General features: G+C 66.2%; 28 protein-coding genes, 1 tRNA gene and 2 pseudogenes. 12 read left to right on the top strand and 19 right to left on the bottom strand.

What is annotated here, in order from left to right; all coding sequences use genetic code 11:
• Position 1 precedes the first annotated feature (1 nt).
• The 4 genes from nagE to Q0653_RS02555 form a co-directional block, all read right to left on the bottom strand.
• Positions 2–2,008, bottom strand: coding sequence for an N-acetylglucosamine-specific PTS transporter subunit IIBC (gene nagE / locus Q0653_RS02570; RefSeq protein ID WP_298942347.1), 2,007 nt, complete (start codon positions 2,006–2,008; stop codon positions 2–4).
• A 154-nt stretch (positions 2,009–2,162) separates the two neighbouring features.
• Complete coding sequence (locus tag Q0653_RS02565; protein ID WP_298942346.1) at positions 2,163–4,055, bottom strand: heavy metal translocating P-type ATPase; 1,893 nt, start codon at positions 4,053–4,055, stop codon at positions 2,163–2,165.
• Between the two features lie 114 nt (positions 4,056–4,169).
• Positions 4,170–5,828 carry a SulP family inorganic anion transporter gene (locus Q0653_RS02560; RefSeq protein WP_298943105.1) on the bottom strand — a complete coding sequence of 553 codons (1,659 nt, stop codon included), beginning with the start codon at positions 5,826–5,828 and terminating at the stop codon, positions 4,170–4,172.
• 2 nt (positions 5,829–5,830) lie between these two features.
• Positions 5,831–6,223, bottom strand: a complete 393-nt coding sequence (locus tag Q0653_RS02555; RefSeq protein ID WP_298942345.1) for a metalloregulator ArsR/SmtB family transcription factor — start codon at positions 6,221–6,223, stop codon at positions 5,831–5,833.
• A 105-nt stretch (positions 6,224–6,328) separates the two neighbouring features.
• On the opposite strand from Q0653_RS02555, the gene Q0653_RS02550 reads away from it, so the two are divergent.
• The gene (locus Q0653_RS02550; RefSeq protein WP_261605488.1) at positions 6,329–7,543 is read left to right on the top strand and encodes an aminotransferase class I/II-fold pyridoxal phosphate-dependent enzyme; all 1,215 of its coding nucleotides are present in this window, start codon (positions 6,329–6,331) and stop codon (positions 7,541–7,543) included.
• Between the two features lie 84 nt (positions 7,544–7,627).
• Here Q0653_RS02550 and Q0653_RS02545 read toward each other — a convergent pair whose 3' ends face one another.
• Positions 7,628–7,999 (bottom strand): DUF305 domain-containing protein, encoded by a 372-nt coding sequence (locus Q0653_RS02545; RefSeq protein ID WP_315902478.1) that lies wholly within the window; start codon positions 7,997–7,999, stop codon positions 7,628–7,630.
• Here Q0653_RS02545 and Q0653_RS02540 point away from each other — a divergent pair.
• Genes Q0653_RS02540 through Q0653_RS02530 form a run of 3 tightly spaced genes read left to right on the top strand, consistent with a single transcriptional unit; the run spans position 7,970 to position 9,044 of the window.
• Complete coding sequence (locus tag Q0653_RS02540) at positions 7,970–8,338, top strand: hypothetical protein (protein WP_366521950.1); 369 nt, start codon at positions 7,970–7,972, stop codon at positions 8,336–8,338. The two genes, Q0653_RS02545 and Q0653_RS02540, sit on opposite strands and share 30 nt — an antisense overlap.
• Positions 8,335–8,763, top strand: a complete 429-nt coding sequence (locus tag Q0653_RS02535; protein ID WP_298942344.1) for a pyridoxamine 5'-phosphate oxidase family protein — start codon at positions 8,335–8,337, stop codon at positions 8,761–8,763. Before Q0653_RS02540 ends, Q0653_RS02535 begins: the two co-directional genes overlap by 4 nt.
• A gap of 35 nt (positions 8,764–8,798) precedes the next feature.
• Positions 8,799–9,044 (top strand): ferredoxin, encoded by a 246-nt coding sequence (locus Q0653_RS02530; protein WP_298942343.1) that lies wholly within the window; start codon positions 8,799–8,801, stop codon positions 9,042–9,044.
• 148 nt (positions 9,045–9,192) lie between these two features.
• Here Q0653_RS02530 and Q0653_RS02525 read toward each other — a convergent pair whose 3' ends face one another.
• Complete coding sequence (locus Q0653_RS02525; RefSeq protein ID WP_298742482.1) at positions 9,193–9,876, bottom strand: Crp/Fnr family transcriptional regulator; 684 nt, start codon at positions 9,874–9,876, stop codon at positions 9,193–9,195.
• 161 nt (positions 9,877–10,037) lie between these two features.
• Between Q0653_RS02525 and Q0653_RS02520 the strand changes: the two genes are divergently transcribed.
• From Q0653_RS02520 to Q0653_RS14030, 6 genes and pseudogenes are all read left to right on the top strand, one after another.
• Positions 10,038–10,271 carry a heavy metal-associated domain-containing protein gene (locus Q0653_RS02520; RefSeq protein WP_298742483.1) on the top strand — a complete coding sequence of 78 codons (234 nt, stop codon included), beginning with the start codon at positions 10,038–10,040 and terminating at the stop codon, positions 10,269–10,271.
• Between the two features lie 88 nt (positions 10,272–10,359).
• Positions 10,360–12,360 carry a cation-translocating P-type ATPase gene (locus tag Q0653_RS02515; protein WP_298942342.1) on the top strand — a complete coding sequence of 667 codons (2,001 nt, stop codon included), beginning with the start codon at positions 10,360–10,362 and terminating at the stop codon, positions 12,358–12,360.
• Between the two features lie 117 nt (positions 12,361–12,477).
• Positions 12,478–12,903 carry a cupin domain-containing protein gene (locus Q0653_RS02510; RefSeq protein ID WP_298742485.1) on the top strand — a complete coding sequence of 142 codons (426 nt, stop codon included), beginning with the start codon at positions 12,478–12,480 and terminating at the stop codon, positions 12,901–12,903.
• Between the two features lie 64 nt (positions 12,904–12,967).
• Positions 12,968–13,876, top strand: a complete 909-nt coding sequence (locus Q0653_RS02505) for an NADP-dependent oxidoreductase (RefSeq protein WP_298742486.1) — start codon at positions 12,968–12,970, stop codon at positions 13,874–13,876.
• 278 nt (positions 13,877–14,154) lie between these two features.
• Entirely contained in the window at positions 14,155–14,469 is a 315-nt protein-coding gene (locus tag Q0653_RS02500) for a hypothetical protein (RefSeq protein ID WP_366521949.1), read from the top strand.
• 162 nt (positions 14,470–14,631) lie between these two features.
• Positions 14,632–14,691 (top strand): annotated as a pseudogene (locus Q0653_RS14030) (twin-arginine translocation signal domain-containing protein); the annotation flags it as partial.
• 39 nt (positions 14,692–14,730) lie between these two features.
• Here Q0653_RS14030 and Q0653_RS02495 read toward each other — a convergent pair.
• The 11 genes and pseudogenes from Q0653_RS02495 to rplU all read right to left on the bottom strand — a co-directional run.
• A pseudogene (locus tag Q0653_RS02495) lies at positions 14,731–14,886 on the bottom strand (helix-turn-helix domain-containing protein); the annotation flags it as partial.
• A gap of 199 nt (positions 14,887–15,085) precedes the next feature.
• A tRNA-Ala gene (locus Q0653_RS02490) sits at positions 15,086–15,161 on the bottom strand.
• Between the two features lie 73 nt (positions 15,162–15,234).
• Positions 15,235–15,612, bottom strand: coding sequence for a ribosome silencing factor (gene rsfS / locus Q0653_RS02485; RefSeq protein ID WP_298942340.1), 378 nt, complete (start codon positions 15,610–15,612; stop codon positions 15,235–15,237).
• Complete coding sequence (locus Q0653_RS02480) at positions 15,609–16,631, bottom strand: hypothetical protein (protein ID WP_298942338.1); 1,023 nt, start codon at positions 16,629–16,631, stop codon at positions 15,609–15,611. Before Q0653_RS02480 ends, rsfS begins: the two co-directional genes overlap by 4 nt.
• Positions 16,628–17,224: a nicotinate-nucleotide adenylyltransferase gene (nadD, locus tag Q0653_RS02475; protein WP_298741262.1), complete on the bottom strand. Its 597-nt coding sequence runs from the start codon at positions 17,222–17,224 to the stop codon at positions 16,628–16,630. The genes Q0653_RS02480 and nadD overlap by 4 nt, the downstream gene beginning before the upstream one ends.
• A gap of 8 nt (positions 17,225–17,232) precedes the next feature.
• Positions 17,233–17,457, bottom strand: a complete 225-nt coding sequence (locus Q0653_RS02470; RefSeq protein WP_298741264.1) for a hypothetical protein — start codon at positions 17,455–17,457, stop codon at positions 17,233–17,235.
• A 39-nt stretch (positions 17,458–17,496) separates the two neighbouring features.
• Positions 17,497–18,765, bottom strand: coding sequence for a glutamate-5-semialdehyde dehydrogenase (locus Q0653_RS02465; protein WP_298942335.1), 1,269 nt, complete (start codon positions 18,763–18,765; stop codon positions 17,497–17,499).
• A gap of 30 nt (positions 18,766–18,795) precedes the next feature.
• Entirely contained in the window at positions 18,796–19,629 is an 834-nt protein-coding gene (gene proB / locus Q0653_RS02460; RefSeq protein WP_298942333.1) for a glutamate 5-kinase, read from the bottom strand.
• Positions 19,626–21,149 (bottom strand): GTPase ObgE, encoded by a 1,524-nt coding sequence (gene obgE, locus Q0653_RS02455; protein WP_298942331.1) that lies wholly within the window; start codon positions 21,147–21,149, stop codon positions 19,626–19,628. The genes proB and obgE overlap by 4 nt, the downstream gene beginning before the upstream one ends.
• A gap of 70 nt (positions 21,150–21,219) precedes the next feature.
• Positions 21,220–21,483, bottom strand: coding sequence for a 50S ribosomal protein L27 (gene rpmA, locus Q0653_RS02450; protein ID WP_261606169.1), 264 nt, complete (start codon positions 21,481–21,483; stop codon positions 21,220–21,222).
• 18 nt (positions 21,484–21,501) lie between these two features.
• Entirely contained in the window at positions 21,502–21,810 is a 309-nt protein-coding gene (rplU, locus tag Q0653_RS02445; RefSeq protein ID WP_298741282.1) for a 50S ribosomal protein L21, read from the bottom strand.
• 191 nt (positions 21,811–22,001) lie between these two features.
• Between rplU and Q0653_RS02440 the strand changes: the two genes are divergently transcribed.
• Positions 22,002–22,274 (top strand): DUF4031 domain-containing protein, encoded by a 273-nt coding sequence (locus Q0653_RS02440; protein WP_298942330.1) that lies wholly within the window; start codon positions 22,002–22,004, stop codon positions 22,272–22,274.
• Between the two features lie 7 nt (positions 22,275–22,281).
• Here Q0653_RS02440 and Q0653_RS02435 read toward each other — a convergent pair whose 3' ends face one another.
• A complete protein-coding gene (locus Q0653_RS02435) occupies positions 22,282–24,609 on the bottom strand; it encodes an Rne/Rng family ribonuclease (RefSeq protein WP_298942329.1) in 2,328 nt (775 codons plus the stop codon).
• 282 nt (positions 24,610–24,891) lie between these two features.
• Here Q0653_RS02435 and Q0653_RS02430 point away from each other — a divergent pair, with 282 nt between their 5' ends.
• On the top strand, positions 24,892–25,506 hold the full coding sequence (locus Q0653_RS02430) for a vitamin K epoxide reductase family protein (protein ID WP_298942327.1): 615 nt from the start codon (positions 24,892–24,894) through the stop codon (positions 25,504–25,506).
• Between the two features lie 33 nt (positions 25,507–25,539).
• Here the strand turns inward: Q0653_RS02430 and ndk are convergent, their stop codons facing one another.
• On the bottom strand, positions 25,540–25,953 hold the full coding sequence (gene ndk, locus Q0653_RS02425) for a nucleoside-diphosphate kinase (protein ID WP_298741290.1): 414 nt from the start codon (positions 25,951–25,953) through the stop codon (positions 25,540–25,542).

Below are 25,953 nucleotides of genomic sequence, written 5' to 3'. Positions count from 1 at the left end.
ATCAGGTCAGCTCGATCGTGGCCTGGTCATTGTTCAGGATGATGACCGGCGTGATGGGCGAGAGGCCCGCCGCGCGGATCTTCGCGAGGTCGAACTGGACGAGCGGGTCGCCGACGTTGACCGAGTCACCGGCCGCGACGAGAGTGCGGAATCCGTCACCCTTCATCGTCACGGTGTCGATGCCGACATGGATGAGGAGCTCCGTCCCGTCGTGCAGCGCCAAGCCCACCGCATGACCGGTCGGGAAGACCGATGCCACAACGCCGGCCGCAGGGGCGGAGATCGTTTCACCGGTCGGGTCGATGGCCACGCCCGGGCCTATCGACCCCTGTGCGAACATCGGGTCCGGGACCTCCGACAGCGGCAGCACGGCTCCGGCGACCGGCTGCACCAGCCGCACCACCGCCGGTTGCGCCGGCCGGCGCGCGGAGCGGTCCCGGTGCTCCCCGGCAGCGCCCGCGGCGATCGCCGCGCCGGCGAGTCCCGGAGCGACCGCTCCGGCGACGGCACCGGTCTGACCGGCATCCGCGCCGCGGAAAGCGTTGATCCGTTCGGTGCGGTCGTTGAGGATGTCATCCATCGCGTCCTTGACGAACTGGACGTTCAACCCGTAGATGACCTGCACGGACTGGCCACCGGCCTTCATCGTCCCGGCCGCACCGGCGCGCTTGAGGGCGTGCTCGTCGATCTTGGACGGGTCGGCGATCTCCATGCGCAGGCGGGTCGCACAGTTGTCGACGTCGATGATGTTGTCCTTGCCACCGAGCCCGGCGATGAACTTCTCCGCCGTGCCGTGATAGCCGGTCAGGCTCGTCTCGATGTTGTCGGCATCCTGCGTGTCTTCGTCGTCCTCGCGGCCGGGCGTCTTCAGGTTCAGGCGCTTGATCACGAAATAGAACGTGAAGAAGTAGATGAAGAACCATCCGACGCCCATGAGGAGCAGGATCCAGGGGTTCTGCGCGAGCGGGTTCGCCCACTGCAGCACCATGTCGATGAAGCCACCCGAGAAACCGAAACCGAGCCTGGTCGGCAGGAGGGCGGCGAGCCCGACGGAGATTCCAGTGAACACCGCGTGGATGAGGTACAGCCACGGCGCGACGAACATGAACGAGAACTCGAGCGGCTCGGTGACCCCGACGAAGAACGACGCGAATGCCGCCGACAGCATGATGCCGTAGGTGACCTTCTTGCGCGTGCTGTTGGCCGTCAGGTAGATCGCGAGAGCAGCGCCCGGAAGACCGAACATCATCACCGGGAAGAAGCCGGCCATGTACTGACCCGTCACACCGTAGACGCCGTCACCCGAGTCGCCCGCAAGGAAGTTCACCAGATCGTTAATGCCCGCCACGTCGAACCAGAACACCGAGTTGAGCGCGTGATGCAAGCCCGTCGGGATCAGCAGGCGGTTGAAGAACCCGTAGAGGCCCGCACCGAACGGCCCCATCGTGGCGATCCACTCGCCGAAGGTGACAAGACCCCCGAACACGATCGGCCAGATGAACATCAGGACAAGTGCGACCACGAGCGAAAGTCCCGCGGTGACGATCGCGACAGACCGCTTGCCCGAGAAGAACGACAGCGCGTCGGGGAGTTTGGTGTCTTTGAACTTGTTGTAGCACCACGCGCCGATGAGGCCCGCGATGATGCCGACGAAGACGTTCTGGACTTTCCCGAACGCGGGGTCGACGTCGGCGATGTCTGCGGCGCCGGTCAGGTTCTGGATCGTCGCGGGCGACAACAGCGTCGTGATGGTGAGCCACGACACCAGCCCGGCGAGGGCCGACGTGCCATCGGTTTTGTTGGCCATGCCGAGCGACACACCGACCGCGAACAGCAGCGGCATGTTGTCCAGAAGCGCGCCACCGGCGGCACCGAGGAACGCCGAGACGACGTTGGCTCCCCCGGCCGCCGAGCTGATCCAGTACGAGATGCCGGACAGGATGGCGGCCACCGGTAGAACGGCCACCGGCAGCATGAGCGATCTGCCGAGTCGCTGGAAGAACTTCATCGTGTCTCCAACCCGAGTGGTGATCCGCCCGACGGCGGACTCGAGCCGAGGCTACCGCCGTTGTACCCCAGCGCACAGCATTCACTCAGGAATGTCGCCGGGGAAGCTGGAGGAAACAACCCTCTGCGGGCAGGTACGCGGCTACCGCCCGGGATCACGCACCCTGTGAGGCAGCAACGTGCGCCTGAGCGCCGGGCGGCGCGGGCGCTGGTAGTCCGCTGGGTGGACCTCCCAGGGCGCGGAGCGCGTAGACGATAGTCGCGAGGTCGACGAGCTCCTGGGTAAGGGCACCGGCGACGGCGGGGATCGCCCCGGTCATCGCAACGATCATGAGCCCGATGCTCAGCCCGATGCCGATCCAAATTGCGGTGAGCGCCACGCGCAGCGTGTGTCGTCCGATCGACACTGCGTCGACGATCTTTGCGAGAGAGTCGACAAGAATGACGACATCTGCTGCGTCTCCGGCGGCCGTGGCGCCTTTCGCGCCCATCGCGACCCCGATGTCGGCAGCTGCCAGCACGGGAGCATCGTTGACGCCGTCTCCCACCATCATCACGGGTCGCGGATGGAGCTGTGCAGCGAGATAGACCTTCTCCGGTGGCAGCAAATCGGCGTGCACTTCCTCGATCCCCACCTGGAGGGCGATCGAGGTGGCCGTGGGGTGGGCGTCCCCGGTGAGCATCGTGATCCGCTCGACGCCATTCATGCGAAGCCATGCAACGACGCGGGAGGATTCGGCCCTGGGGTCGTCGGCAAGGACGAGGACGCCGGCGAACCGTCCGTCGATCGCGACGTACGCGGCGGCCTCGCCGGGGCCGAGTATTGCCGGGTGTGTTTCGGGCGCGAGTGCAGCGATATAGGCCGGTTTGCCGACAACGACACGGCGTCCGTTGAGGACGGCCTCGACGCCATTGGTGGCGACTTCGCTGGCGTCGTCCGTCGCCAAGAGTTGGAGCCCTCTGTCCAGAGCGGCCCGCCTGATGCCCTCGGCGAGAACGTGGGAGGAATACTGTTCAGCGGATGCCGCGAGGAGCAGCACCTCGTCGGCGGTGAAACCCTCTGCAGGCCGGACCTCGACGAGATCTGGTCTGCCCTCGGTGAGCGTTCCGGTCTTGTCGAACGCGACCGAGCGCACGCCCGCCAGCTGCTCGATCACCGCGCCGCTCTTCATGATCACCCCGGTCTTGGCCGCGCGCGAGAGTCCGCCCAAGAAGGCGACCGGCGCTGCGATGAGGAGCGGACAGGGAGTCGCGAGCACGAGCACCTCGGCGAAGCGGGTCGGGTCGCCCGACAACGCCCAGCCAGTGCAGGCCAGGACGAGGGCGATCGCGGTGAACGGTATCGCGAAACGGTCAGCGAGCCGGACGACGGGAGCCCGGGAGTCCTGGGCGCCCTGGACGAGGGCCACAATCTGCTGATACTGGCTGTCCGCGCTGAGGCGGGTCGCTCGGATCCGCACAGCGCGTGTTCCATTGATGGCCCCCGACAGCACCTCGCCTCCTGCTTCCCGACTCACCGGCATGCTTTCGCCGGTGAGCGAGGACTCATCGAACGTCCCGCTGGAAGTGAGCAGGAGCCCGTCAACAGGCACGATCTCCGAGGGCCGCACGAGGAGGACATCGCCGATCGCGACATCGTCCACTGCTCGGTCCTCCACCTCGTCGGAATCGGCGGAATCCGAACGGACGACATGCGCAATCCTGGGTGATCGATCCAGCAGCGCCGTCAGATCACGTCGAGCCCGGCGACCAGCGAAATCTTCAAGAGCTTCCCCGCCCGAGAGCATGAGAACGACGATCAAGGAGGCGAGGTACTCCCCCACGGCGAGGGTGGCGATCATCGCGACCACCGCGAGGATGTCGAGCCCGACATGCCCTCGGAGCACATCCCGCACCATTCCGACGAGCGTCCACACGATGAACACTCCGACGTAGCCGGTTGCCAGCCACCGAGGCGCCGACGTCGCGCCCATCGCCGCGAGGACAAGCACCGTGGTGAGGACTGCCGTCGAGGCCGTGATCACGGGGTATCGCCTGATCGTCCTCATCAACTGCACGCCTTCAGCATCGCGACTCCAGGTGATTCATGCCACCCACGCCGAAGAGACCTCGACGAAGCCTTCCGGTGGTTCGGTGATTGATGAGATCTCCATCTCACTCATTCAGCTTGGGTGCCCTTGTGCGCCGGATTGCTGCGCACGGGTGCGGCGAACGTGGCTGCGGGCGTGCTCGATGGCGGCGGGGAGGTCGACGAAGAGATGATTCTGATGTCGCAGCGCGGAGATCACCCCTACCCGGGTCGCGACGTGGAGGTGGCGTTCCTGGATTCCTTTGATGAGAACGGTGATGTTCCGCCGTTCGAGGGACTGGACGAGTTCGGTGATGACGCGGGCGCCGGTGGCATCGAGGACCTGCAGTTGGGAGAGGCGGAGGATGACGACGGAGACGCTGCTGATCAGGTTGATTTCCTCGACCATCCGGTCGGCGGCCCCGAAGAACAGCGCCCCGTCGAGGCGGAACACCGCGATCTCCTCGTCTCCCGGCTGGGGAGATTCCCTGATCTCCTCGCGGTGAACGCCGCCGGATGCGGCGAGGGTGCGGAGGGCAAAGAAGGCCGCGGCAGCGATTCCGATGCCCACGGCGATGATGAGGTCGAAGGACACGGTGACCACGGCAGTGCCCACAAAGACGGCTGCGTCGGATCTACTGGCGGTGATGACGCTGCGCGCGGTGGAGCGGGAGATCATCCGGATGGCGGTGATCATGAGCACTCCCGCGAGCGCGGCCAGCGGAATCAGCGATACGGCCGATGTCGCAAGGTAGACGACGGCGATCAGCACGAGCGAGTGGATGATTGCAGCGAGCCTGCTTTGCGCACCCGAGCGAAGGTTCACAGCGGTACGCGCGATTGCGCCGGTGGCGGGCATGCCACCGAAGAATCCTGATGCGACGGATGCGAGCCCTTGCCCGACGAGTTCCCGGTCCGCGTCGTAGGGTCCGGTGTCCGAGATCGATGCGGCAACACGCGCGGACAAGAGGGACTCGATCGCAGCCAGAGCCGCAATCGTGAGCGCCGGGCCGGCCAGGGTGGCCACCAGCGGAAGGGTGACGGCGGGGAACGTCGGAGCAGGTAGCGCGGATGGCAACTGGCCAATCCGATCAATGGGCAGGTTCGCAACCGTCACCACAATCGTCACGACGATGATCGCGATCAAGGAAGCAGGGATGTGGCGATTCAGCCGGGGCAGGAAGACCATGATCGCCGCCACGGCGACCGTGGTGGCGATCGCCGTGGCGGCGATCGGCCACGCCACCGTCGGAAGCGCCTCGACGACTGCGACCAAGGTGTTCGTGCTGGGGCCGGGTGAGACTCCGAAAGCGGCGGGGACCTGCTGGAGGAAGATGATGACGGCGATGCCGAGGGTGAACCCTTCGATCACCGGCCAGGGAATGTATGAGACGACGCGACCGATCTTCAGAACGCCCGCTATCAGAACGAAGATGCCCGCCATCAGACTGAGCAGAGGCACGACCTGGGGTCCCTGTACGGCGACGATCGGGCCAAGAATGACGACCATGGCCCCGGTCGGGCCAGAGACCTGCACGTTGGAGCCTCCGAAGACGGCGGCTACGATCCCGGCGATAATCGCGGTGATCAGCCCGACCTCAGCGCCCACTCCGGAGCTCACTCCGAACGCGAGGGCCAGAGGAAGCGCGACGATCCCCACCGTGATCCCGGCGACCAGATCGCTGCGCCATGTCCGTGCTAGCCGGCGATAGTCGGCAGCGCCGGGGAGAAGCGGGGCGAAATAGCCTCTCACAGTCACCGTGAACCCACCGATCGTTCCGGGAGCGCCGGGAGGTTTTGCGAGTCGTGCATCTGCTGCTGCGCCTGAGTCAGGATGTCGACGAGCAAGCGGCGCGCCGCGTGGAGCAGATCGGCGACCTCGGGGAAGGCGGGACGGTAGAACACCTGACTTCCCCTGCGCTCAGAAACCACCAAGTGGTGCTTACGCAAAACCGAAAGGTGCTGCGAAAGGTGCGAGGCCTCGATAGTCAGATCTTCGATGAGAGCACTCACTGCGACCTCATCGGACGCGATCAGGATCTCCAAGATGCGGACACGCACGGGATGCGCCAACCCCTTGAACAGATTGGCCTTGACCTCGTACAGCGGGCGATCCCGACCCAGCGGACCTTCCACAACGCCTCGCATCCACAACTCCTGCCGTGCACTCCGGTGGCACACGAATCAATGATTTGATGATGTCATCATGTCATGTCTTCGTGCACGATCCCACGTCGGCTCTAGGCTGAGAGCATGCCCCAACGCCCTGACAAACATGACCCGTTGACGATCGGTTTCCAGACGCAGGCTGTGCATGCAGGCAACGACGTCGACACCGGTTCGGGTGCAATTCGCCGGCCGATCGTGATGGCGAACTCCTATGCGCTGCCGGATGACCCGTCGACAGTGAGCTGGTCCGGGACCGATGTTCCGCTGTACACGAGGAATACGGGCGCCAATCAGCTCGCGCTGCAGACGAAGCTCGCGGCCCTCGAGGGGGGCGAAGATGCTGTCGTGCTCGCCTCCGGAGTCGCGGCACTGCACGCGATCTTCTTCACGTACCTGAGAACCGGCGACCACGTGGTGGTGGGAGATGTCACTTACGAGGCGACGTGGCGGCTGTTCGCCGAACTGCTGCCGGAAAAGTATGGGATCGAAGCGACGTTCGTCGACACGAGCGACATCGCCGCGGTGAAGAAGGCGGTCCAGCGGAACACGAAACTGATCCACGTCGAGGCGATCGCGAACCCGACGACGAAGGTGACAGACATTGCCGCCGTCAGCGCGATCGCGCATGCGGCCGGCGCGTTGCTGTCGGTGGATTCCACCTTCACGCCGCCTCCGCTCTACCGGCCGCTGGCTGACGGCGCCGACCTGGTGGTGCACTCGCTCACGAAGTACATCAACGGCCACGGTGACGCCATGGGCGGCGTCGTGGTCGGGTCGCGGGACTTGATCCAGCCCATCAAGTCCGACGCGATGGTGGATGTGGGCGGCGTAATCTCTCCGTTCAATGCTTGGCTGATCACCCGCGGCTCCGTCACCCTGCCGCTCCGGCTGGCCCGCCATCTCGAATCCGCGGCGCTGATCGCACGCTTCCTGGACGAAGACCCCCGCATCGCGTTCGTCTCATACCCCGGCCTTCCCTCGCATCCGCAACACGAGGTGGCGCTGCGCCAGTTCGGGGGACGCGGGTTCGGCGCGATGATGGCGTTCGCGGTGAAAGGCGACCCCGAGACCCAGAACACGTTCGTCGCGAACCTTCGGGTCATCACCTCCGCGGTGTCGCTCGGTCACGATGAGTCGCTCATCGTCCATGTCGGCACGGGCGGACCGCGCGTCGCGTACTACCCAGAGGAGTTCCGCACCTGGGGGCACCTCCGCTTCTCCATCGGGCTGGAAGACCCGGAGGACCTCATCAAGGACCTCGACGCGGCATTGACGGCGACCGTCGGATCGCGAGAATAGCCGCCTCCCAGCAGCAGCTCGAGGTGGTGCGGGTCAGCGGAGTGTGGAAAGGGGTCGGCCGTCGGGTGCGGCCGCCCCTGACGGTCAGAGCGTCGCGAGAATGTCCTCCATCGTGGTGATCTCGGCGGTCTGGGACGCGATGATGTCCTCCGCAAGCGTGATCACGTCGGGGTTCTGACCGTTATCGACTTCGCGCTGCGCCATCTCGATCGCGCCCTCGTGGTGGACGATCATCTGCGAGAGGAACAACCGCGACGCCTCAACGACGGAGGCTTCCTCAAGGGCTTGCATGTCGGTGTCGGACATCATTCCGTCGCCCCTGTGATCCATGTCGCCCATGTCGGCCATCGGGGTGCCCCAGTCATCCAACCAGGACTCCATCAGCTCGATCTCCGGACCCTGCGCAGCCTTGATCTCCTCTGCGGGATGGAGCGCACCGCGCCAGGCCTTGAACATGCCATCACGCTGATCCGCGGGCTCAGGGAACAGTTCTACGACGTGAAAGTCACCGGGCACGGCGAAGAGCTGAACCAGGCGCTGGAGCGCGCCGGCAGGGTCGGCGATTTTTTCGAACTCGCCGAACTGATGTGCATTGACGCTCTGCACCGTGACGAATCCTGCGGTGCCCATTTCCGTTCCGAAAGCCAAACCGAGGAGGGCGAGGCTCAACGCAAGGACAACGAGTACACGTATGTCGCCGCATGGGAATTCACCGGCGCCGGGGCTCCACCGTGCCTGCATAAAGAGGAACTCAACTTCGAGTATGTGGAGTTGCAGCAAAGGAGCTACAAATGAACATCACCTTGCGTATTTGGCGCCAACAGAACCTCGACGACAAGGGACGGATGGTTTCCTACGGAGTCGAGGACATTTCCCCGGACATGTCGTTCCTGGAGATGCTCGACGTGCTCAACGAGCAGCTGGGCACGAAAGTCTTCGGCGCGCTATCCGACGCCCCGGTCGCCCTGGAAGTCGACGGATACGACCCACCCACCTCCAAAGCATGGAGTGTCGTGGCGAAGGGCCGCGCCGGCGCAATCAGCCAGGTTCACGACCTGATGGACACCGTGGACCTTCCGCTCTTTCCGTGGCAGGCCGGTGAGAAGAAGCGGTTCATTCGCATCCACCCCGACCTGATCACCGGCCGCCGTTTCGCCGTGGCCGACCCTGACATATGGCGAACGCCGCTATCGGACGTCAGACGTGCATCGCCGGAATAGCACGTCCTTCCAGCAAACCCCATGGAGAGTGACCCATGACCTACGTAATCGCCCAACCCTGTGTGGACGTCAAGGACAAGGCCTGCGTCGAAGAATGCCCGGTTGAGGCCATCTATTACGAGGACGACGTCCCGGACCAATGGGCAGAGTATTACAAGGCCAATGTCGAATTCTTCGACGAACTCGGTTCACCGGGTGGTGCCGTCAAGCTCGGCAACACCGGCCGGGACCACCCCCTGGTTGCGGCATTGCCACCGCAAAACCAAGATATCGGCCTTTAGGTCGGCCTCTTCGCCCGCTTTGCGCCCGTGCCGGGGGAAGCTCGTAGGGAGCAGCCCACACAGGTGACGCCACTGCAAGAAGGTCAAGGGCGGGTTCGAGTTGCACCGGATACTGCCCAGGAGGCCGCCACGCCGCAGCGGCACCGGACTATCGAGGTGTGGCTACGTGTTCAAGCGCATCGATATCGAGAATCGTGACCTCCCGGCGCCCGTGCAATTCGATAAGGCCGGCGGCAGAGAGCGCGGCAAGGCGTCGACTCAGGGTCTCCGGCGTCGTGCCGAGGTACGCCGCGATTTCCTGTTTCGCCATCGGAAGTCTCACCGTGGCCGCTCCGTCCCGCATGGTGCCAGGTAGGTCCAGGAGGTAGGCCGCGACACGGGCATTGACATCGCTGGAGGTGATGGCGGCCAGCAGTCGCTCGACGGAAGAGAGGCGGTCGGAGAGCGTCCGCAGCATCCGCTGACTGATGTCGGGGTAGTCACGAAGTAGGACTGCAAGGTCGGCATGGTCGAACACGCACATCCTGCTCTCTTCCAGCGCGACGGCGAGATCGTTCGGACGGTGGCCCGTCAGGAAGGCACGTTCACCCACGACGTCACCGTCGGTCACCGTTCGCAGGATCTGCTCCTGACCATTGGCGGCCGCGTGGCTGACCTTGAGCTGTCCACTGTGCATCACCAGCAGGCGCGAGACCGGCTGTCCGGGCGCATAGACGATCTCCCCCTTTTCGGCGAGTACCGGGCGGGCGAAGTCCGCAACACGCAACTGTTCCTGACGGGTGAGGCCTTGGAAGATCGGGACGCGGGTGACGCACAAGTCATCCTCGGGCATGACACCACTTTATCCCACGCCGACCCGACGCGACCGTAACGGACGGGCCAGCGGCGCTCGGGGAGGAGCCCCGCGAACTTGATCTACGTCAAGGAGTTCGCGGCACAGCGAACCTACGGTGAAGGTGTCAGTAAGAAACACCAAGACGGAAGGATTCCACAATGACCACCGCGACCACAACCCACACCATCCTCCGCGCGGAAGGTTTTTCCTGCCCCTCCTGCGTGGCCAAGATCGAGAAGCAGGTCGGCCGCCTCAAGGGTGTCGAGAACGTGAAGGTCCACTTCGCCTCCGCCCGCGTCGAGATCGACCACGACGCCGAGCGCGTTTCGGTGGATGACCTTGTTGCCGCCGTCGTGAAGGCCGGCTACAAGGCCACGCCCACGGCCTTCTAACGCCAGCGGGCCCCACAGGGCCCGCTCACATTTCCCCCTTCATCCTGCCGGTACGCCGGCTCAAGACGCAGAAAGGTCGTACCCGAAAGTGAACAGGCTCCAGAAATGGGTCTATGGGAACTGGTCCGTTCCCGTCGTGTCCGGCGTGCTCATCATCATCTCGTTCGCCCTCCAGTGGCTGGGCGGAGGTGTCGCCAACCTCGCCGTCAGCCCGCAGTGGTGGCTGGACGCCGGCACCCACGCCGCGCATGCCAGCGCGGCCTTCACCCTCGGGGATGTCTTCATGATCGCCGCGGCCGCCGTCGCCGGCTACGGGATCGTACTCAAGGCGGTTCGCGCGCTGATCGCCAAGGTCATCGGCATCGACCTGCTGGTGTCGGTCGCGGCCATCGGCGCTGTCATCATCGGCAACTTCTGGGAGGCCGCGGCGGTGACGTTCCTGTTCGCCATCGGCCACGCCCTGGAAGCTGCCACCTTGAACAAGACGCGCTCGGCACTGGCCGAACTGGTCGCTGTCGCCCCGGATTCCGCGACCGTCGTGCGCGACGGTCAGCAACAGGAGGTCCCTGCCGCGCAGGTGAGAATGGGCGAGATCGTGCTGGTCAAGAACGGCGCGAAGGTCCCCGTCGACGGTCAAGTCGTCTCGGGCACCGGCGCCATCGATGAGGCCTCGATCACCGGCGAATCGATCCCGGTGGAAAAATCCAAGGGCGGACAGGTCTTCGCCGGCACCGTCTCCCGCGGCGGTTTCCTGCAGGTGCTGGCCACCGGCATCGGTGCCGATACCACCCTAGCCCGGATCATTCACCGGGTCGAGGAGGCCCAGGACGCCAAGGCCCGCACCCAGGCGTTCATCGACCGCTTCTCCGGCTGGTACACCCCCGCGGTGATGGTGCTGGCCCTGGCGGCCGGACTGATCTCCGGCGACGTGGTGCTGGCCCTGACTCTGCTGGTCATCGGCTGTCCCGGCGCCCTGGTGATCTCCATCCCGGTCGCGATCGTGGCCGGCATCGGCCGCGCCGCCCGCAACGGCATCCTGATCAAGGGCGGCGAATTCCTGGAGACCTCGGCGAAGATCTCCGCGGTCGCCGTGGACAAGACCGGCACCCTGACCGAGGGACGCCCGCAGCTGACCGACGTCGTCGTCCTGGACTCGGCGTTGGAGCGCAGCGAGGTGCTGCGCTGGGCTGCCGCCGCTGAGGCCGGCTCCGAACACCCGCTGGCCCGTCCCATCCTGGACACCGCCCAGGCCGAGGGAGTAGGCCCGCACGGCATCCCCGGCACGGTCACCCCGGTCCCCGGCAAGGGCATCGTGTCCGATGTCGACGGTCGGCGGGTGCTGATCGGTAACCCGCCGCTACTACTCCAGTACGGCGTTGTCGATGACGGCAGCGCCGCCCAGGCGGCGGAATCGCTGGCCGCCGAGGGCAAGACGCCGATGATCGTGGCGGTCGATGACAAGGTGATCGGCGTCGTCGCCGTCGCCGATCAGGTCCGCCAGAATGCAGCCGAGATGGTCGCCCGCCTGCACCGGGCCGGCGTGGAGAAGGTGGTCATGCTCACCGGTGACACCCGGCTGGTGGCCGAGGCCATCGGGAAGGCGACCGGGATCGACGAGATCCACGCCTCCCTGCTTCCCGAGGACAAGCTGGACGTGGTCGCGCAGCTGCAGCAAGAGGGCCACACTATCGCCATGGTCGGCGACGGCGTCAACGACGCCCCGGCCCTGGCCACCGCGAACATCGGCGTGGCGATGGGGGCGGCCGGCTCGGCCGTAGCCGTGGAGACCGCGGACATCGCCCTGATGGGCGACAACCTGCTCAAGCTGCCGGAAGCTATCGGATTGGCCAAGCGGACCGTGTCCGTCATGCGGCAGAACATCGCGATCGCCCTGATCACCGTGGTGCTGCTGCTGGCCGGCGTCTTCGCCGGCGGAGTGACCATGTCGATCGGCATGCTCGTCCACGAAGCCTCCGTACTAGTGGTCATCGCCAACGCGATGCGACTACTGCGCAACGCCCGCGGCTCCACCACGATGCCGAAGAGCGAGAGGACCACCGGAACAGCGGCGCAACAGGTCAACGCCTGACATCGAACCCGCGTAAGCGTACCCAGCCGCTACCGCTCCCGGCGCGGGACACACCGACAAATTCACAACAACGACCCGAACACCGAAAACGAAAAACGCAACTGGAGGAGAGCAATCATGAACGGAAAGAACTTCACCCTGGGAGACAACGTCGAGCATTTCACCATCGCGGACGTGGCCCGGGACAACCCCGACTTCCGGAAGGTGCTGTGGACCGGTGAACACGCCCAGATCGTGGTGATGACCATCCCGCCCGGCGGCCAGATCGGCGACGAGGTCCACGAGCACACCGACCAGATCCTGACCTTCGTCTCCGGCACCGGCGAAGCCGATCTCAACGGCCACACCCACCCCATCGATGCCGGTGACCAATGCGCGGTACCGGCCGGAGCCCGGCACAACTTCCGCAACACCGGCGACGAGCCGCTGGTGCTCTACACCATGTACAGCCCACCGGAGCATGCTGCCGGCGCCGCCTTCGCGACCCGGGAGGAAGCCGACGCCGCCGAAGCCGCCGGTGAGGACGAACCCCCTCGGCTCTGACCCCCATCGTCACGTTATCTAGGGCACTAAGACACACCGCTCAGATCAGAAGGAGATCGCATTCATGTCCAAGGTCTACGTCTTCACCGACTACGGCGGACCCGAAACCCAGCAGCTGATCGACCGGCCTATTCCGGAGCCTGGACCCGGGGAACTGGCCATCGAGGTCCGGGCCGCCGGTGTGAATCCGGCCGACTGGAAGATGCGCGAGGGCCGGCTGGGTCGTGCCTGGTCGTTGCCGGCGCCGATGGGCCGTGAAGCCGCCGGCGTGGTCATCGCTGTGGGCGGCGGGACCGAAGGCTTCGCGGTGGGCGATGAGGTGCTCGGCCTGGTGGCGCCCGGGCAGGGCGGACTGGCCGAGCACACGCTCTTGAGCGCCTCCACCACTGTGGCCAAGCCCGAGGAGATCTCCTTCATCGACGCCGCCACCATTCCGGTGGCCGCAGCCACCGCCTATGACGCCACCCACCAAATCGAACTGGAACCAGGCCAGACCCTGCTCTTGTTGGGCGCTGGCGGCGGGGTGGGGCTGATGGCCGCGCAGATCGGCCGGGTACACGAGTTCACGGTCCTCGGCGTGGCCGACGTGGCCAAGCGGGAACTGGTCGAGTCCACCGGTGCGGCCTTCATCGGATCCGGTTCGGGCGTGGCCGATCGCGTGCGAGAAGTCGCTTCCAGCGTCGACCTGATCGTCGATCTCGTCGGCGGTGACGCGCTGCGTGCCGTCGCGGATCTGGTGGCCGATCCGGGGCGGATTATCTCCGCGGCCGATCCGGACGCCGCGGTCGAACTGGGCGGCCGGGGCTTGGCACGTACGACTGAGGCCATGGGGAAGATCACCGGGGTGATCCAGTACGGGCTGGTCGACCCCCATGCGGACACCCAGTACGACCTCAATGACGCAGGTCAGGCGATCGCAGCCGTGGAGACCGGGCACGCCGGCGGCAAGGTCGTCGTGGTTCCCGAAGGCTGATCAGCCATGCCGGGCGTGGGGGCGAGTTGCGTACTGCGGATGCCCTTACGCAACGCGTCCATCATGGCCCGATCTGCGTCGTCGCTGACGAGGTCGCGAACCTCGTCCCTGGCACGTGATGATGTCAGCCGCACTGGTGGGGAGGGCGGCTGATGGGATCGCCCGCGGCCGAGAGCAACGCCGCACCCCCTGCGGGTGCCAGTCGTCGCCGGTCTTCTCCGATCCTTGCTCGGACCCGGACCGTGCATTCCCCGGTGGGCCCGGTGGCCTATGACTGCGTGAAGGTGATCGTGGTCCGATCGGGTTCGGCGATCCTGTTCAGTGAGTTCGGGCAGAAGCCCGTCGGCGCGGGCGATGTGGTGGTCCTGAGCGCGAATGTCTTGTGTGGCAGCGAACCGGAGGGCCACATCACCGTCACCACGGTCTACCTGGACACCGACTACCTGGTGGACCAGGTGTTCTGGCAGCGTGCCGGGCTGCTCCAGGACCGGCTCGATGACCAGGGACTGGTGGAGACGATCTACACGGAACCGGCTCAGGCGCTGCGGCTGGGTGGCCTTGTCAAGCCGAATCGGACCCACATTACGGGTTGATCTGGACCCCCAATCTTCCTGCCATAGCGAGATCTCGACGTCATCGGGGCAGGATGACTGGCAGGGGGACCAGCCCCCCATTTGGGGGACAGCGCTTTCTCGTGGGGCGGATTAGCCTTCGGTGAAGGACGGGGACAACCCCACGAACCAACGGAGGCAAGAATGCGTCGTGGTCTGCTTAGAGCCTGTACTTCAGCCGCAGCAGCGGTGGCGATCGGGATAACCCTCGTTCTCCTGCTCCAGCAACCGGTTCCGGCGGCGCAACTCACGGATCTCCGCCGCCTCGGTCCGCGACAGGCCCGGCTTGGCACCCTCGTCGATATCGGCACGACGCAGCCACTTCTGCAGCGTCATCGGGTGAACCCCGAAGTCCTTCGCGATCTGCTCGATCGCCACTCCGGGCTCACGGTTCCGCACGACGCGCACAACGCCAGATCAGATGTCACCTACTCGCGCAGCAGTCCCAAGGTGCGCGGGCCTTGCCGCGTACCTTCCAGATACTTCGAGAAGGTCCGAGAGCGCACTGCGGCGACCCGGCGAAGTGTCCAGTAAACGACTACCAAACATTCAAGCTCCCTTATCAGGGAGTGAAGATTCAGTTCTTTACCGGGAGTTTTGGTGGACCTGAGGGGACTCGAACCCCTGACCCCCTGCATGCCATGCAGGTGCGCTACCAGCTGCGCCACAGGCCCATTTCGTTGGGTTGTCACCGCTCGCGGCAACCCTGCAAGCTTACTACATCGAGCGGCCGCAGACGAACACGGGTCAGTTTGCGGGGGCCCCGGCATCCGCCGTAATCGGGATGATCGGGCAGTCCTTCCACAGGCGCTCAAGGCCGTAGAAGATGCGCTCCTGCTCGTGGAACACGTGGGCGACGAGATCCCCGAAATCGAGCAGAACCCAGCGGGACTCCTGGCGACCCTCGCGGCGCAGGCGCTTGACGCCCACCTCGAGCATGGCCTCTTCGATGGCATCGGCGATCGCGGCGACGTTGCGCTCACTGTTTCCGGTGATCAGCAGGAAGGCGTCGACGAGCGGCAGCGGCTCGGAGACGTCGAAGGCGACCAGATCCTCCCCGCCTTTGCTCTCCGCCGCGCGCGCGGCGATCTGGACGATCTCGTGAGTGTGGTCAGATGCGGTCATGAAAATGCTCCGGTGACGAGCGCGACGATCAGTACGCCGGTCAAGGCGAGGGCTAGCGCGCCCGCGGTGATGACGAGGGCCAACATCAGTCGGCCCCCCTTCTCCGGTGCGGGCGGCTTGATGATGTCTTCGGCGCTCTTGATGGTGCTGATCGCGGCACTCGCCGCGATCGGCGTGGGGGAAGATGAGGCGGGCAGTTCGCCGTCGACCAACACCGCGTCGACGTCCTTGCCATCGGCCGTTCCGGGCACCGTGCCCGTCGACCCGAAGTGGTCCGGAAGGTTGAAGGTGCCGGTGATGAGCACTTCACCGGTCGCTGTCACCGGCGATGCGAATGAACCGGTCTCGGGTGTCTGCGACAGAATGAGGGCGTTCGTCGCCGCCGCCGAACCGGTCGCCCCCGAGCCGCGTGACAACAGCTGGTCGAAGGATGCCGGGAGCTCGACCTCCACGGCGTGCCCGGTGAGCAGCCCCGAACCGAACGTCGGTGCGATCACCGGACGCGGCGCCTGCTCGGCTTCGTTCTCAACTGCAGCCTCGTCCACGTGCGCGACGGGGGCCTCAGCGTCCTCGGACGAATCATCTTCTGCGGCCGCGCCCACCTCACTCGGTACGTCTCCCTGGGCCGCGGGCTCCCCTTCGGGTACTCCGACGGCGGCTTCGGCCAGTGCGGGTGTGGCGTCAACCGGAACCGCGGCCACCGGGCCGAACTCCGTGACGATCGGCACCGACGCGGTGCGAATGCGTTCCTGCTGACGTGCACGACGGCGCGTCAGAGCGGGCGAGTCGAGGTCGACCTCCGTGGCCGGCGGCGGCGCGTCCGCGACAGCCGTCGGCTCAGCGGCGCGTGGCAGCGGCGCGACGACGGGCGCCGCGTCGGCCTCGCTCGCCGCGGTTGCCTCAGCTTCGGCGTCGGCGAGGTCCTCAGGCGTGATGATGGGCGTGGATGCGGTGTTACGCATCTCACGGAGCTGACGGCGTGTCAGCTGTGGGGAATCGGGCTGGTCGGGTGTGCTCATGCCTCGCTCCGGTAAAGGTCGTGCTTCGCAATGTATTGGACGACGCCGTCGGGAACGAGGTACCACACCGGGTGACCCCGACGAACTCTCGCGCGGCAGTCGGTGGATGAGATCGACAGCGCCGGGATCTCGAGTTGGCTGACGTCTTCGGTCGGGAGTCCCTCGGTGCTCAGCACGTGGCCGGGTCGCGAGACGGCCACGAAATGGGCGAGGTCCCAGAGTTCGTCGTGATCGCGCCAGCCGATGATCTGCGCGATCGCGTCTGCACCCGTGATGAAGAAGAGTTCGGCATCCGGTCGCGCAGACTTCAGGTCGCGGAGCGTGTCGATCGTGTACGTCGGACCGTCGCGATCGATATCGACGCGGCTGACCGTGAAGCGCGGGTTGGATGCGGTGGCGATCACCGTCATCAGATAGCGGTGTTCGCTCTCGGTGACCTTGTCCTTTTGCCAAGGCAAGCCGGTGGGGACGAAGATCACCTCATCGAGCCCGAACGACTGCGCCACTTCACTCGCGGCAACGAGGTGCCCGTGATGGATCGGGTCGAACGTGCCGCCCATCACCCCGATCCGCGGGGCACGCGCAGAAGACATCGGACGGCCTAGTGGTGGCCGTGTCCCGCCTGGAGATCGACCGGGTGCGCCTTCGCGTAGGCATCCGCCTTGTGCGCGTGACGGTTGGCGACGTTGCGATACGAGAGGGTCACTGCGCCCAGCGCAAGGAAGACGACGAAGGCGATCACGCCGAAGATGAACGTCTCGGCCTGGACGTTGCCGTGCTCTGCTACCTCTTCTGAGGCGAGGGCGACGATCGTGGCGAAAGTCATTCGTACTCCGTTCGGGTCGGGTTCATCCAGCTTAGGCGGTCAGGGACGAATCTGCCCGGCGCCACGAGCGAGCCATTTCGTGCTCGTCAGTTCAGGGAGACCCATCGGACCACGCGCGTGCAGCTTCTGCGTCGAGATGCCGACTTCGGCGCCGAAACCGAACTCGCCTCCATCGGTGAAACGGGTGGATGCATTCGCCATGACGACGGCGGAGTCCACTTCGGCGAGGAAACGCTCGGCGTTCGCCTCATCTGTCGTGATGATCGACTCGGTGTGGTGGGTGGAGTATTGCCGAATGTGGGCGAGCGCGGCATCCAGATCGTCGACGATCCGGAGCGACACATCGAGACTCATGTGCTCTGTCGCCCAGTCCGCGTCGGTCGTGGGGACAGCCTCGGGAATGAAGACACGCACTTCTTCGTCGCCATGGATCGTCACTCCCGCAGCCTGGAGCGCGGCTGACACCGGCGGAATGAGGCGCTCGGCGCCGCCGCGGAGGATGAGGACGGTCTCGACCGCGTTGCAGACGCTCGGGCGCTGAGCCTTGGCGTTGACGACGATCTGTTCGGCCCACTCCAGCGGTGCGGACTCGTCGAGGACGATGTGCACGACACCGGCACCGGTCTCGATCACCGGGACCGAGGACTGCGTGACGACCGTCTCGATGAGCTCGGCGCTGCCGCGCGGCACGAGGACGTCCACGAGCCCCCGCGCCTGCATGAGCGCGTGCGCGCCGTCGCGGCCGAAGTCGTCGACGGTCTGGATCGCCTCGGGATCGATTCCCTGCGCATCGAGCGCCGCCCGCATCACCTCGACGAGCGCGGCGTTCGTGCTCTGCGCAGCGGTACCTCCGCGGAGGACCACGGCGTTGCCGGATCGTAGCGCCAGAGCCGCAATGTCCACCGTGACGTTCGGCCGTGCCTCGTAGATCGAACCGATGACGCCGAACGGCACCGCGACTTTCTGCAGACGCACGCCGTTCGTCAGCGTCCGCTCGTCGAGCACCCGGCCCACCGGGTCGGGAAGGTCCGCGACGTCGCGCACCGCGGCGGCGAGAGCCTGCACGCGCGGCAGATCGAGGCGGAGCCGGTCGACAAGTCCGTCTGAGATGGCGTTCGCGCGCCCACGGTCGAGATCTTCCGCGTTGGCAGCGATGATCCGGTCAGCGGCATCGGCGACCGCGTCGGCGATGCCGCGGAGCGCACTGGCCTTGGCGTCATCCGTAAGCAGTGCGACCTGACGCGACGCCTCCTTCGCGAGAACGAGGCGCTCCTGCGCGGTGGCGGCGATCGTGGCGGTCGAGGTCATCCCGCCAGTCTACCGAGCACGACGCGCCGGTCAGGATGCCGAGACCGCCCGCACCGAGCCGGTCGCACTGGCCGGCACGACCCCGGGAGACGGCGTGAACCACGTGCCGATGTGGGCGCCCTCCAGCGCATCGGCGACCAGGTCGGCACTCGTGACCAAGACGCCGATTCCGGATGCCGTGGCCAACCGCGCGGCCGACGCCTTCGTCGCCGCTCCCCCGGTGCCGACGCTGTTGACGACGACCGAGCCGAACTCGAACCCGTTCATGTCGTCGTCATGCGCGACAACGTCGATCGGACGCGCGCCGGGTTCGCTCGGCGGGCGCGTGTAGAGGGACTCGATGTCGCTCAGCAGCACGAGGGCGTCCGCGCCGATGAGCTGGGCGACGAGCGCCGCGAGGCGGTCGTTGTCACCGAAGCGGATCTCGTGCGTCGCGACGGTGTCGTTCTCGTTGACGATCGGGAGGATGCGCAGCCCCAGAAGTCGTTCCATCGCTCGGCGCGCGTTGGAGCGATGCGTCGGGTTCTCCAGATCACCGGCCGTGAGCAGAACCTGACCGGCCACGATCTCAAACGCGCGCAGCGCGTCTTGATAGCGATAGATCAAGACGTTCTGACCGACCGCGGCGGCTGCCTGCTGCGTCGCAAGGTCGACGGGCCGTTCTTCCAGTGCGAGGTACGGCATGCCTGTCGCAATCGCTCCGGACGAAACCAGCACCACCTCGGTGCCGCGCGCGTGGGCAGCGGCGAGGGCCTCGACGATCGGCTGGATCTTCTCGGCGTTCTCACCACTGATCGAGGATGAGCCGACCTTGACGACGACGCGGCGCGCACCGACGAGGCCCGCGCGATCCTGCACGCTCACTCCTGCTCGTCCTCCGCAGCGTCGGCGCCCTGAGCGCGCCGCACAGCGATGCGTTCCGCCTCGAGTTCGGCGCGTGCGTCCGCCTTGGCATCCATGCGCTCGTGATACCAGTCACGGCGCTGCGCGGTCGTCCGTCGCGGATTGAGATCCAGGCGCGGGTCGGTTCCGCGGGGAGCGGTCATCAGTTCGGCCGCCGATGACAGCGCCGGGTGCCAGTCGAAGACGATCGCGTCGCCCTCACCGATGACGACCGTTGATCCGGCAACGGCGCCGACACGGAAGAGTTCGTTTTCCACGCCGAGCTTCTCGAGGCGATCGGCGAGGAAGCCGACGGCCTCTTCGTTCTGGAAATCACACTGCTGAACCCACCGCACAGGCTTCTCACCGAGGATGCGGTACACGTTGCCGTAGGTGCCGCCCTCGACACGGATCTCGAATTCCTTCACCGCACCCTTCGGGCGGATGACGACCCGCTCCGGCTCGGGAGCCGCCGCGAGCACCGCGCGGTGCTGGGCGATGATGTCGGCCAGCGCGAACGAGAGCTGACGGAGGCCCGCGTGGCTCACGGTGGAAATCTCGAAAACGCGGTAGCCCCGTGCTTCCAGGTCCGGCCGGACGAGGTCAGCGAGATCCTGCGCCTCAGGGACGTCGATCTTGTTCAGGGCGATGAGCTGCGGACGCTCCAGGAGCGGCAGCTGCCCCTCGGGAACCGGGTAGTTGCCGAGCTCCGCCAGAATGACATCGAGGTCGGACAGCGGATCGCGACCGGGCTCGAGCGTCGCGCAGTCGAGCACGTGCACAAGAGCCGTGCAGCGCTCGACGTGACGGAGGAATTCCAGCCCCAGACCCTTGCCTTCGCTGGCACCCTCGATCAGGCCGGGAACATCGGCGACCGTGTACCGGATGTCGCCGGCCTGGACGACGCCGAGGTTCGGATGCAGGGTCGTGAACGGGTAATCGGCGATCTTCGGTCGTGCCGCCGACATCGCCGCGATCAGACTGGACTTGCCCGCGGAGGGGTACCCCACGAGGGCCACATCTGCGACGGTCTTCAGCTCGAGAAAGACGTCGCCTTCCCATCCGGGCGTGCCGAGCAACGCGAATCCGGGTGCCTTGCGCTTGGGGTTTGCCAACGCAGCGTTGCCGAGCCCGCCCTGTCCCCCGGGCGCGGCGACGTAGCGCATGCCCGGGACCACGAGGTCGATGATCGTCTCACCGGCGGCATCCTTCACCACGGTGCCCACCGGCACGCGCAGTTCGACGCTCTCGCCGTTGGCGCCGGATCGGTGGTCGCCCATGCCGAACCCGCCGTTGTCACCCGAGCGGTGGGGCGAGTGGTGGTAGGACAGCAACGTCGTCACCTGCGGGTCCGCGACCAGGACGACGTCGCCGCCGTGCCCGCCGTTACCGCCATCCGGACCGGCCAGCGGTTTGAACTTCTCGCGCTTGACGGAGACGCATCCGTTGCCGCCCTTGCCCGCGCGCAAGTGCAGCGTCACGCGATCGACGAAGGTGACCATGGAGTTCTCCTTGAGAAAATGAGAGAGGGGCGGGCCGAAGCCCGCCCCTCATCACAGGATTGTGTGTGCGTTACTCGGCCGCAACCAGCGACACGATGTTGACGACCTTGCGGCCGCCCTTCTGGCCGAACTCGACTGCGCCGGCCTCGAGGGCGAACAGCGTGTCGTCGCCACCACGGCCGACGTTCGCGCCGGGGTGGAAGTGCGTGCCGCGCTGGCGGACGATGATCTCGCCGGCGAGGACCTTCTGGCCGCCGAAGCGCTTCACGCCGAGGCGCTGAGCGTTGGAATCACGACCGTTACGGGTGGAGCTTGCGCCCTTTTTGTGTGCCATCTCTACGTCTCCCGAGACTTACTTGATGCCGGTGATCTTGACGCGCGTGAGGTCCTGACGGTGCCCCTGGCGCTTCTTGTAGCCGGTCTTGTTCTTGAACTTCTGAATGACGATCTTCGGGCCGCGCTCCTCGCCGAGAACCTCGGCGGTCACGGTGACCTTGGCGAGCTTGTCGGCATCCGTCGTGACGGCGTCGCCGTCGACGAGCAGAACGGCGGACAGCTCGAGCTTCTCGCCGACCTTCGCCTTCTGACGGTCGAGGACGACGATGGTGCCGACCTCAACCTTTTCCTGACGGCCACCGGCGCGCACAACTGCGTAAACCACTTCACACCTGTTTCTTCTGTTGGAGCGCACGGCTCCGATTGTCTTTGTGAGACTGGGAAGTCTTGGTGCGGCCCTCGACTCAACGGTACAGAGGGGTACACGGCGCACCAAGGGTCTACTTTACCGGATGCTGGGCAATCGGGCAAAAGCACCCGCCTGGCGTGTCGCGGCGCGCTCTAGGATGAGCCGACATGGCCATTCTCATCGACGACGCACGCTGGCCCGCACATGGCAGATTGTGGGCCCATCTCGTCAGCGACCACGACCTTGACGAGCTGCATGCGTTCGCCGAAACGCACGGCATCCCCCGCCGCGCTTTCGACCTCGACCACTACGACGTGCCCGACGACGCGGTGCCACGGCTGATCGCAGGCGGTGCCGAACACGTCACCGGGCACGATCTCGTGCGCCGGCTCATCGCCTCGGGGCTGCGGGTCACCGCGCGTGAGCGCCGCGCCCGCTGAAGCCCACTCAGTCCTCGGACGCCGTGGCGATGGGCGTGCCGGTGAGAGCCGCCGTCGTCACACGGCGACGTCCGCGCCCCTGGCCCGGAGCCTTCGGCTCGGGAAGAGCGCTCAGTACCGAGTCGAGCAGCACGTCCTTCTCCGTCCGCGGCCGGTTCTCGGTGGCGGCCGGTTCGCGCTTCTTGCGCACCTTCTTGGGCCGCTCGGGGGCGATCTCGACGATCGGTTCGGCGACAGCATCCTCCGTCACGGGGTGGATGGTGGATGCCGCGATCTGCGCGAGCGCCGACTTGGCACTCTCCGTGATCACGTGGGTCCCACCGTTCGCGGTCGAACCCGTCGTGGGTGCCTGGGCGTTCTGTCGCGGACGGCGTCCCCCACCCTGCTGGGCCTGCGGGCCCGTGCGGTGCTTGACCACCGGGTCGTGATGAACGATGACACCGCGGCCGGCGCACACCTCGCACGCTTCGCTGAAGGTCTCCAGGAGCCCCAGGCCGAGCTTCTTTCGCGTCATCTGCACGAGGCCGAGCGAGGTCACCTCCGCGACCTGATGCTTCGTGCGGTCGCGGCTCAGGCATTCCACCACGCGGCGCAACACGAGATCCCGGTTCGACTCGAGCACCATGTCGATGAAGTCGACGACGATGATCCCGCCGATGTCGCGGAGTCGGAGCTGACGGACGATCTCCTCGGCCGCTTCGAGGTTGTTCTTCGTGACGGTCTCTTCGAGGTTGCCGCCGGTCCCGACGAACTTGCCGGTGTTGACGTCGACGACCGTCATCGCCTCGGTGCGGTCGATCACGAGTGACCCGCCAGACGGCAGCCAGACCTTGCGGTCGAGCGCCTTTTCGATCTGCTCGCTCACGCGGAAGCGGTCGAAGGGGTCTTGCTCGTCCTCGTACTTCTCGATGCGTTCGAGCAGGTCCGGGGCGACGCCGGCGAGGTACGCGGTGATCGTCTGGTGCGCATCCTCGCCTTGGATGAGCATCTTCCGGAAGTCCTCGTTGAAGACATCACGAACGATCTTCACGAGCAGGTCGGGCTCAGCGTGCAGCAGAGCCGGGGCCTGGATCGACTCGACCTGACTCGAGATGTGCTCCCACTGCGCCGTCAAGCGCTGCACATCGCGAGTGAGCTGGTCCTCTGTCGCCCCCTCGGCAGCCGTGCGGACGATGACACCGCTCGACTCGGGGAGGACCTCCTTGAGGATCCGCTTGAGGCGTGCGCGCTCCGTGTCCGGGAGCTTCCGGGAGATGCCGTTCATGGCGCCACCGGGCACGTACACGAGGTACCGACCCGGCAGGGAGATCTGACTCGTCAGGCGCGCACCCTTGTGCCCGACCGGGTCCTTCGTCACCTGAACGAGGACGCGGTCCCCCGACTTGAGCGCCAGTTCGATGCGGCGCGGCTGGTTGCCGGTCTCGACGGCATCCCAGTCGACCTCACCGGAGTAGAGCACAGCATTGCGCCCCCGGCCGATGTCGACGAAGGCGGCTTCCATACTCGGCAGGACGTTCTGCACGCGCCCCAGGTAGACGTTGCCGATGAGCGACGATTCCTGGCTGCGTGCGACATAGTGCTCCACGAGCACGTTGTCTTCGAGGACAGCGATCTGGATGCGTCCATTTTTCGACCGGACGATCATGTCGCGATCGACCGCTTCGCGGCGGGCGAGGAACTCGGCTTCGGTGACGACCGTCCGTCGCCGGCCAGCCTCGCGACCATCGCGACGACGCTGCTTCTTCGCCTCCAGGCGGGTCGACCCCTTGATGCGCTGCGGTTCGGTGATGAGTTCCACCGCACGGCGCCGCGGCGGGTTGGGCTGCTGCGCGGGCTGCTGCTGTGCGGGAGCGTCGTCGGCATCGCCCGATGCGCCGCCGGTGCGGCGGCGCGTGCGGCGGCGCGCGCTCGCGGACGACTCGGGCACATCCTCGTCGCGATCGTTCACGCGCACCGGCGCCGGAAGCGCGGGCGGGGCGTGGAAGAACAACTGCGTCGACACGGCCGACACGAAGGTCTCGGGAAGGAGGCCCAGCGACACCGCCGTGACCGGCTGCCCTTCGGTCGGCTCGTCGACCGCGGCGGGCTCGGAAGCTGCCGACTCCCCCACGGGCTCAGACGGCGAGGTCTCTGCCGGCGCAGGCGCGGCGACATCCGACGCCGTGTCGGCAGCATCCGTCGCCACATCGGATGCGGGCGGCGACGCCTCACCCTCGACGGCGGCGACCTCCGCCACCACGGCGGCGATCTCCGCGTCAGCCACGGTGATGTCGGGGGTCAGCGCAGGCGCGTCATCGGTGGTCGGAGTGGGCTGGTCGTTGTGCTCATCGGCCATCTCTGGCTACTCCTAGCGGGACGGCTCCGCGTGCCGTCCTACGAAAATCTGGCGGTGCCGCTCCGGTCCGGAGGGCCCGCGAACTCATCAGGTCTGCAACATGAGCCTGCTCATGGGCTGAGGCTCGTGCTGCCTAGGGCGTTCATCGCCCGAAGTCTTCGGTGATGCTCGTTCGCGGCGCGGCCGCGGGGCATCACGGTTCATTATCGCACTATCCCTTCGGGATTGCGCCCATGCCCAGGTACACAGGTGTTCCCGCGGTCCGGATGGGATAATCGCGCCATGCCTTCACGCCCCGTCACCGCTCGTCCCCTCGCGTTGGCCGTGTGGATGGTGATCGCGGGACTCATCGGCTGGATCGCGGCGTTCGCGTTGACCATCGAGAAGTTCGACAAGCTGGTGAACCCGACCGATGCCGCGTCCTGCGACTTCAGCGTGATCGTGCAGTGCTCGGCTAATCTCGACTCTCCGCAGGGAAGTGTGTTCGGATTTCCGAATCCGATTCTGGGGCTCACCGGGTGGGTGGCACCGATCGTCGTCGGAGTGGCCATCCTGGCCGGCGCACGCTTCGCCCGATGGTTCTGGTGGGCCTTCGCCGCGGGCATCACCTTCGCGTTCGGGTTCGTCCTGTGGCTGATCGGTCAGAGCGTCTTCGTGCTCGGCACACTCTGCCCCTGGTGCATGGTCACCTGGGTAGTGACCATCCCGACCTTCTACGCCGTGTGGGTGCATCTCCTCCGCTCGGGCGTCGTGTCGCGATCGCAGAGGGTACGCGCCGCGGGAGCCGCCCTCACGGCCTGGGTGCCGTTGATGGCGATCCTGACGTACGCAATCGTGCTGCTGCTCGCGCAGGTGCGACTCGACGCGATCCCTCAGCTCGTCGACATCATCTTCTGACCGGGTGCCGATGCTCCTCGCCGGTGCCGGCGCTCAGAACCAGATGGCGAGTTCGCGGGCGGCCGACTCGGGACTGTCGCTGCCGTGGACCAGGTTCTGCTGAACCTTCAGACCCCAGTCGCGACCGAAGTCGCCGCGGATCGTTCCGGGCGACGCCGTCGTGGGATCGGTCGTCCCCGCGAGCGAACGGAAGCCTTCGATCACGCGGTTGCCGGCCAGACGGATCGCGACCGAAGGACCGGAGAGCATGAAGTCCAGGAGTGGCTCGTAGAACGGCTTCCCGGCGTGTTCCGCGTAGTGCTGCTCCAACAGGTCGCGATCGGGCTCGACGAGCTTGATGTCGACGAGCGCGTAGCCCTTCGCTTCGATGCGGTGCAGAATCGCACCGGTCAGGCCGCGGGCAACACCGTCCGGCTTCACAAGGACGAGGGTTTCTTCCGTGGGCAT

It is taken from the genome of uncultured Microbacterium sp., from assembly GCF_947488465.1.
Lineage (GTDB): Bacteria > Actinomycetota > Actinomycetes > Actinomycetales > Microbacteriaceae > Microbacterium.
This window is presented reverse-complemented; position numbering and strand designations above follow the sequence as displayed.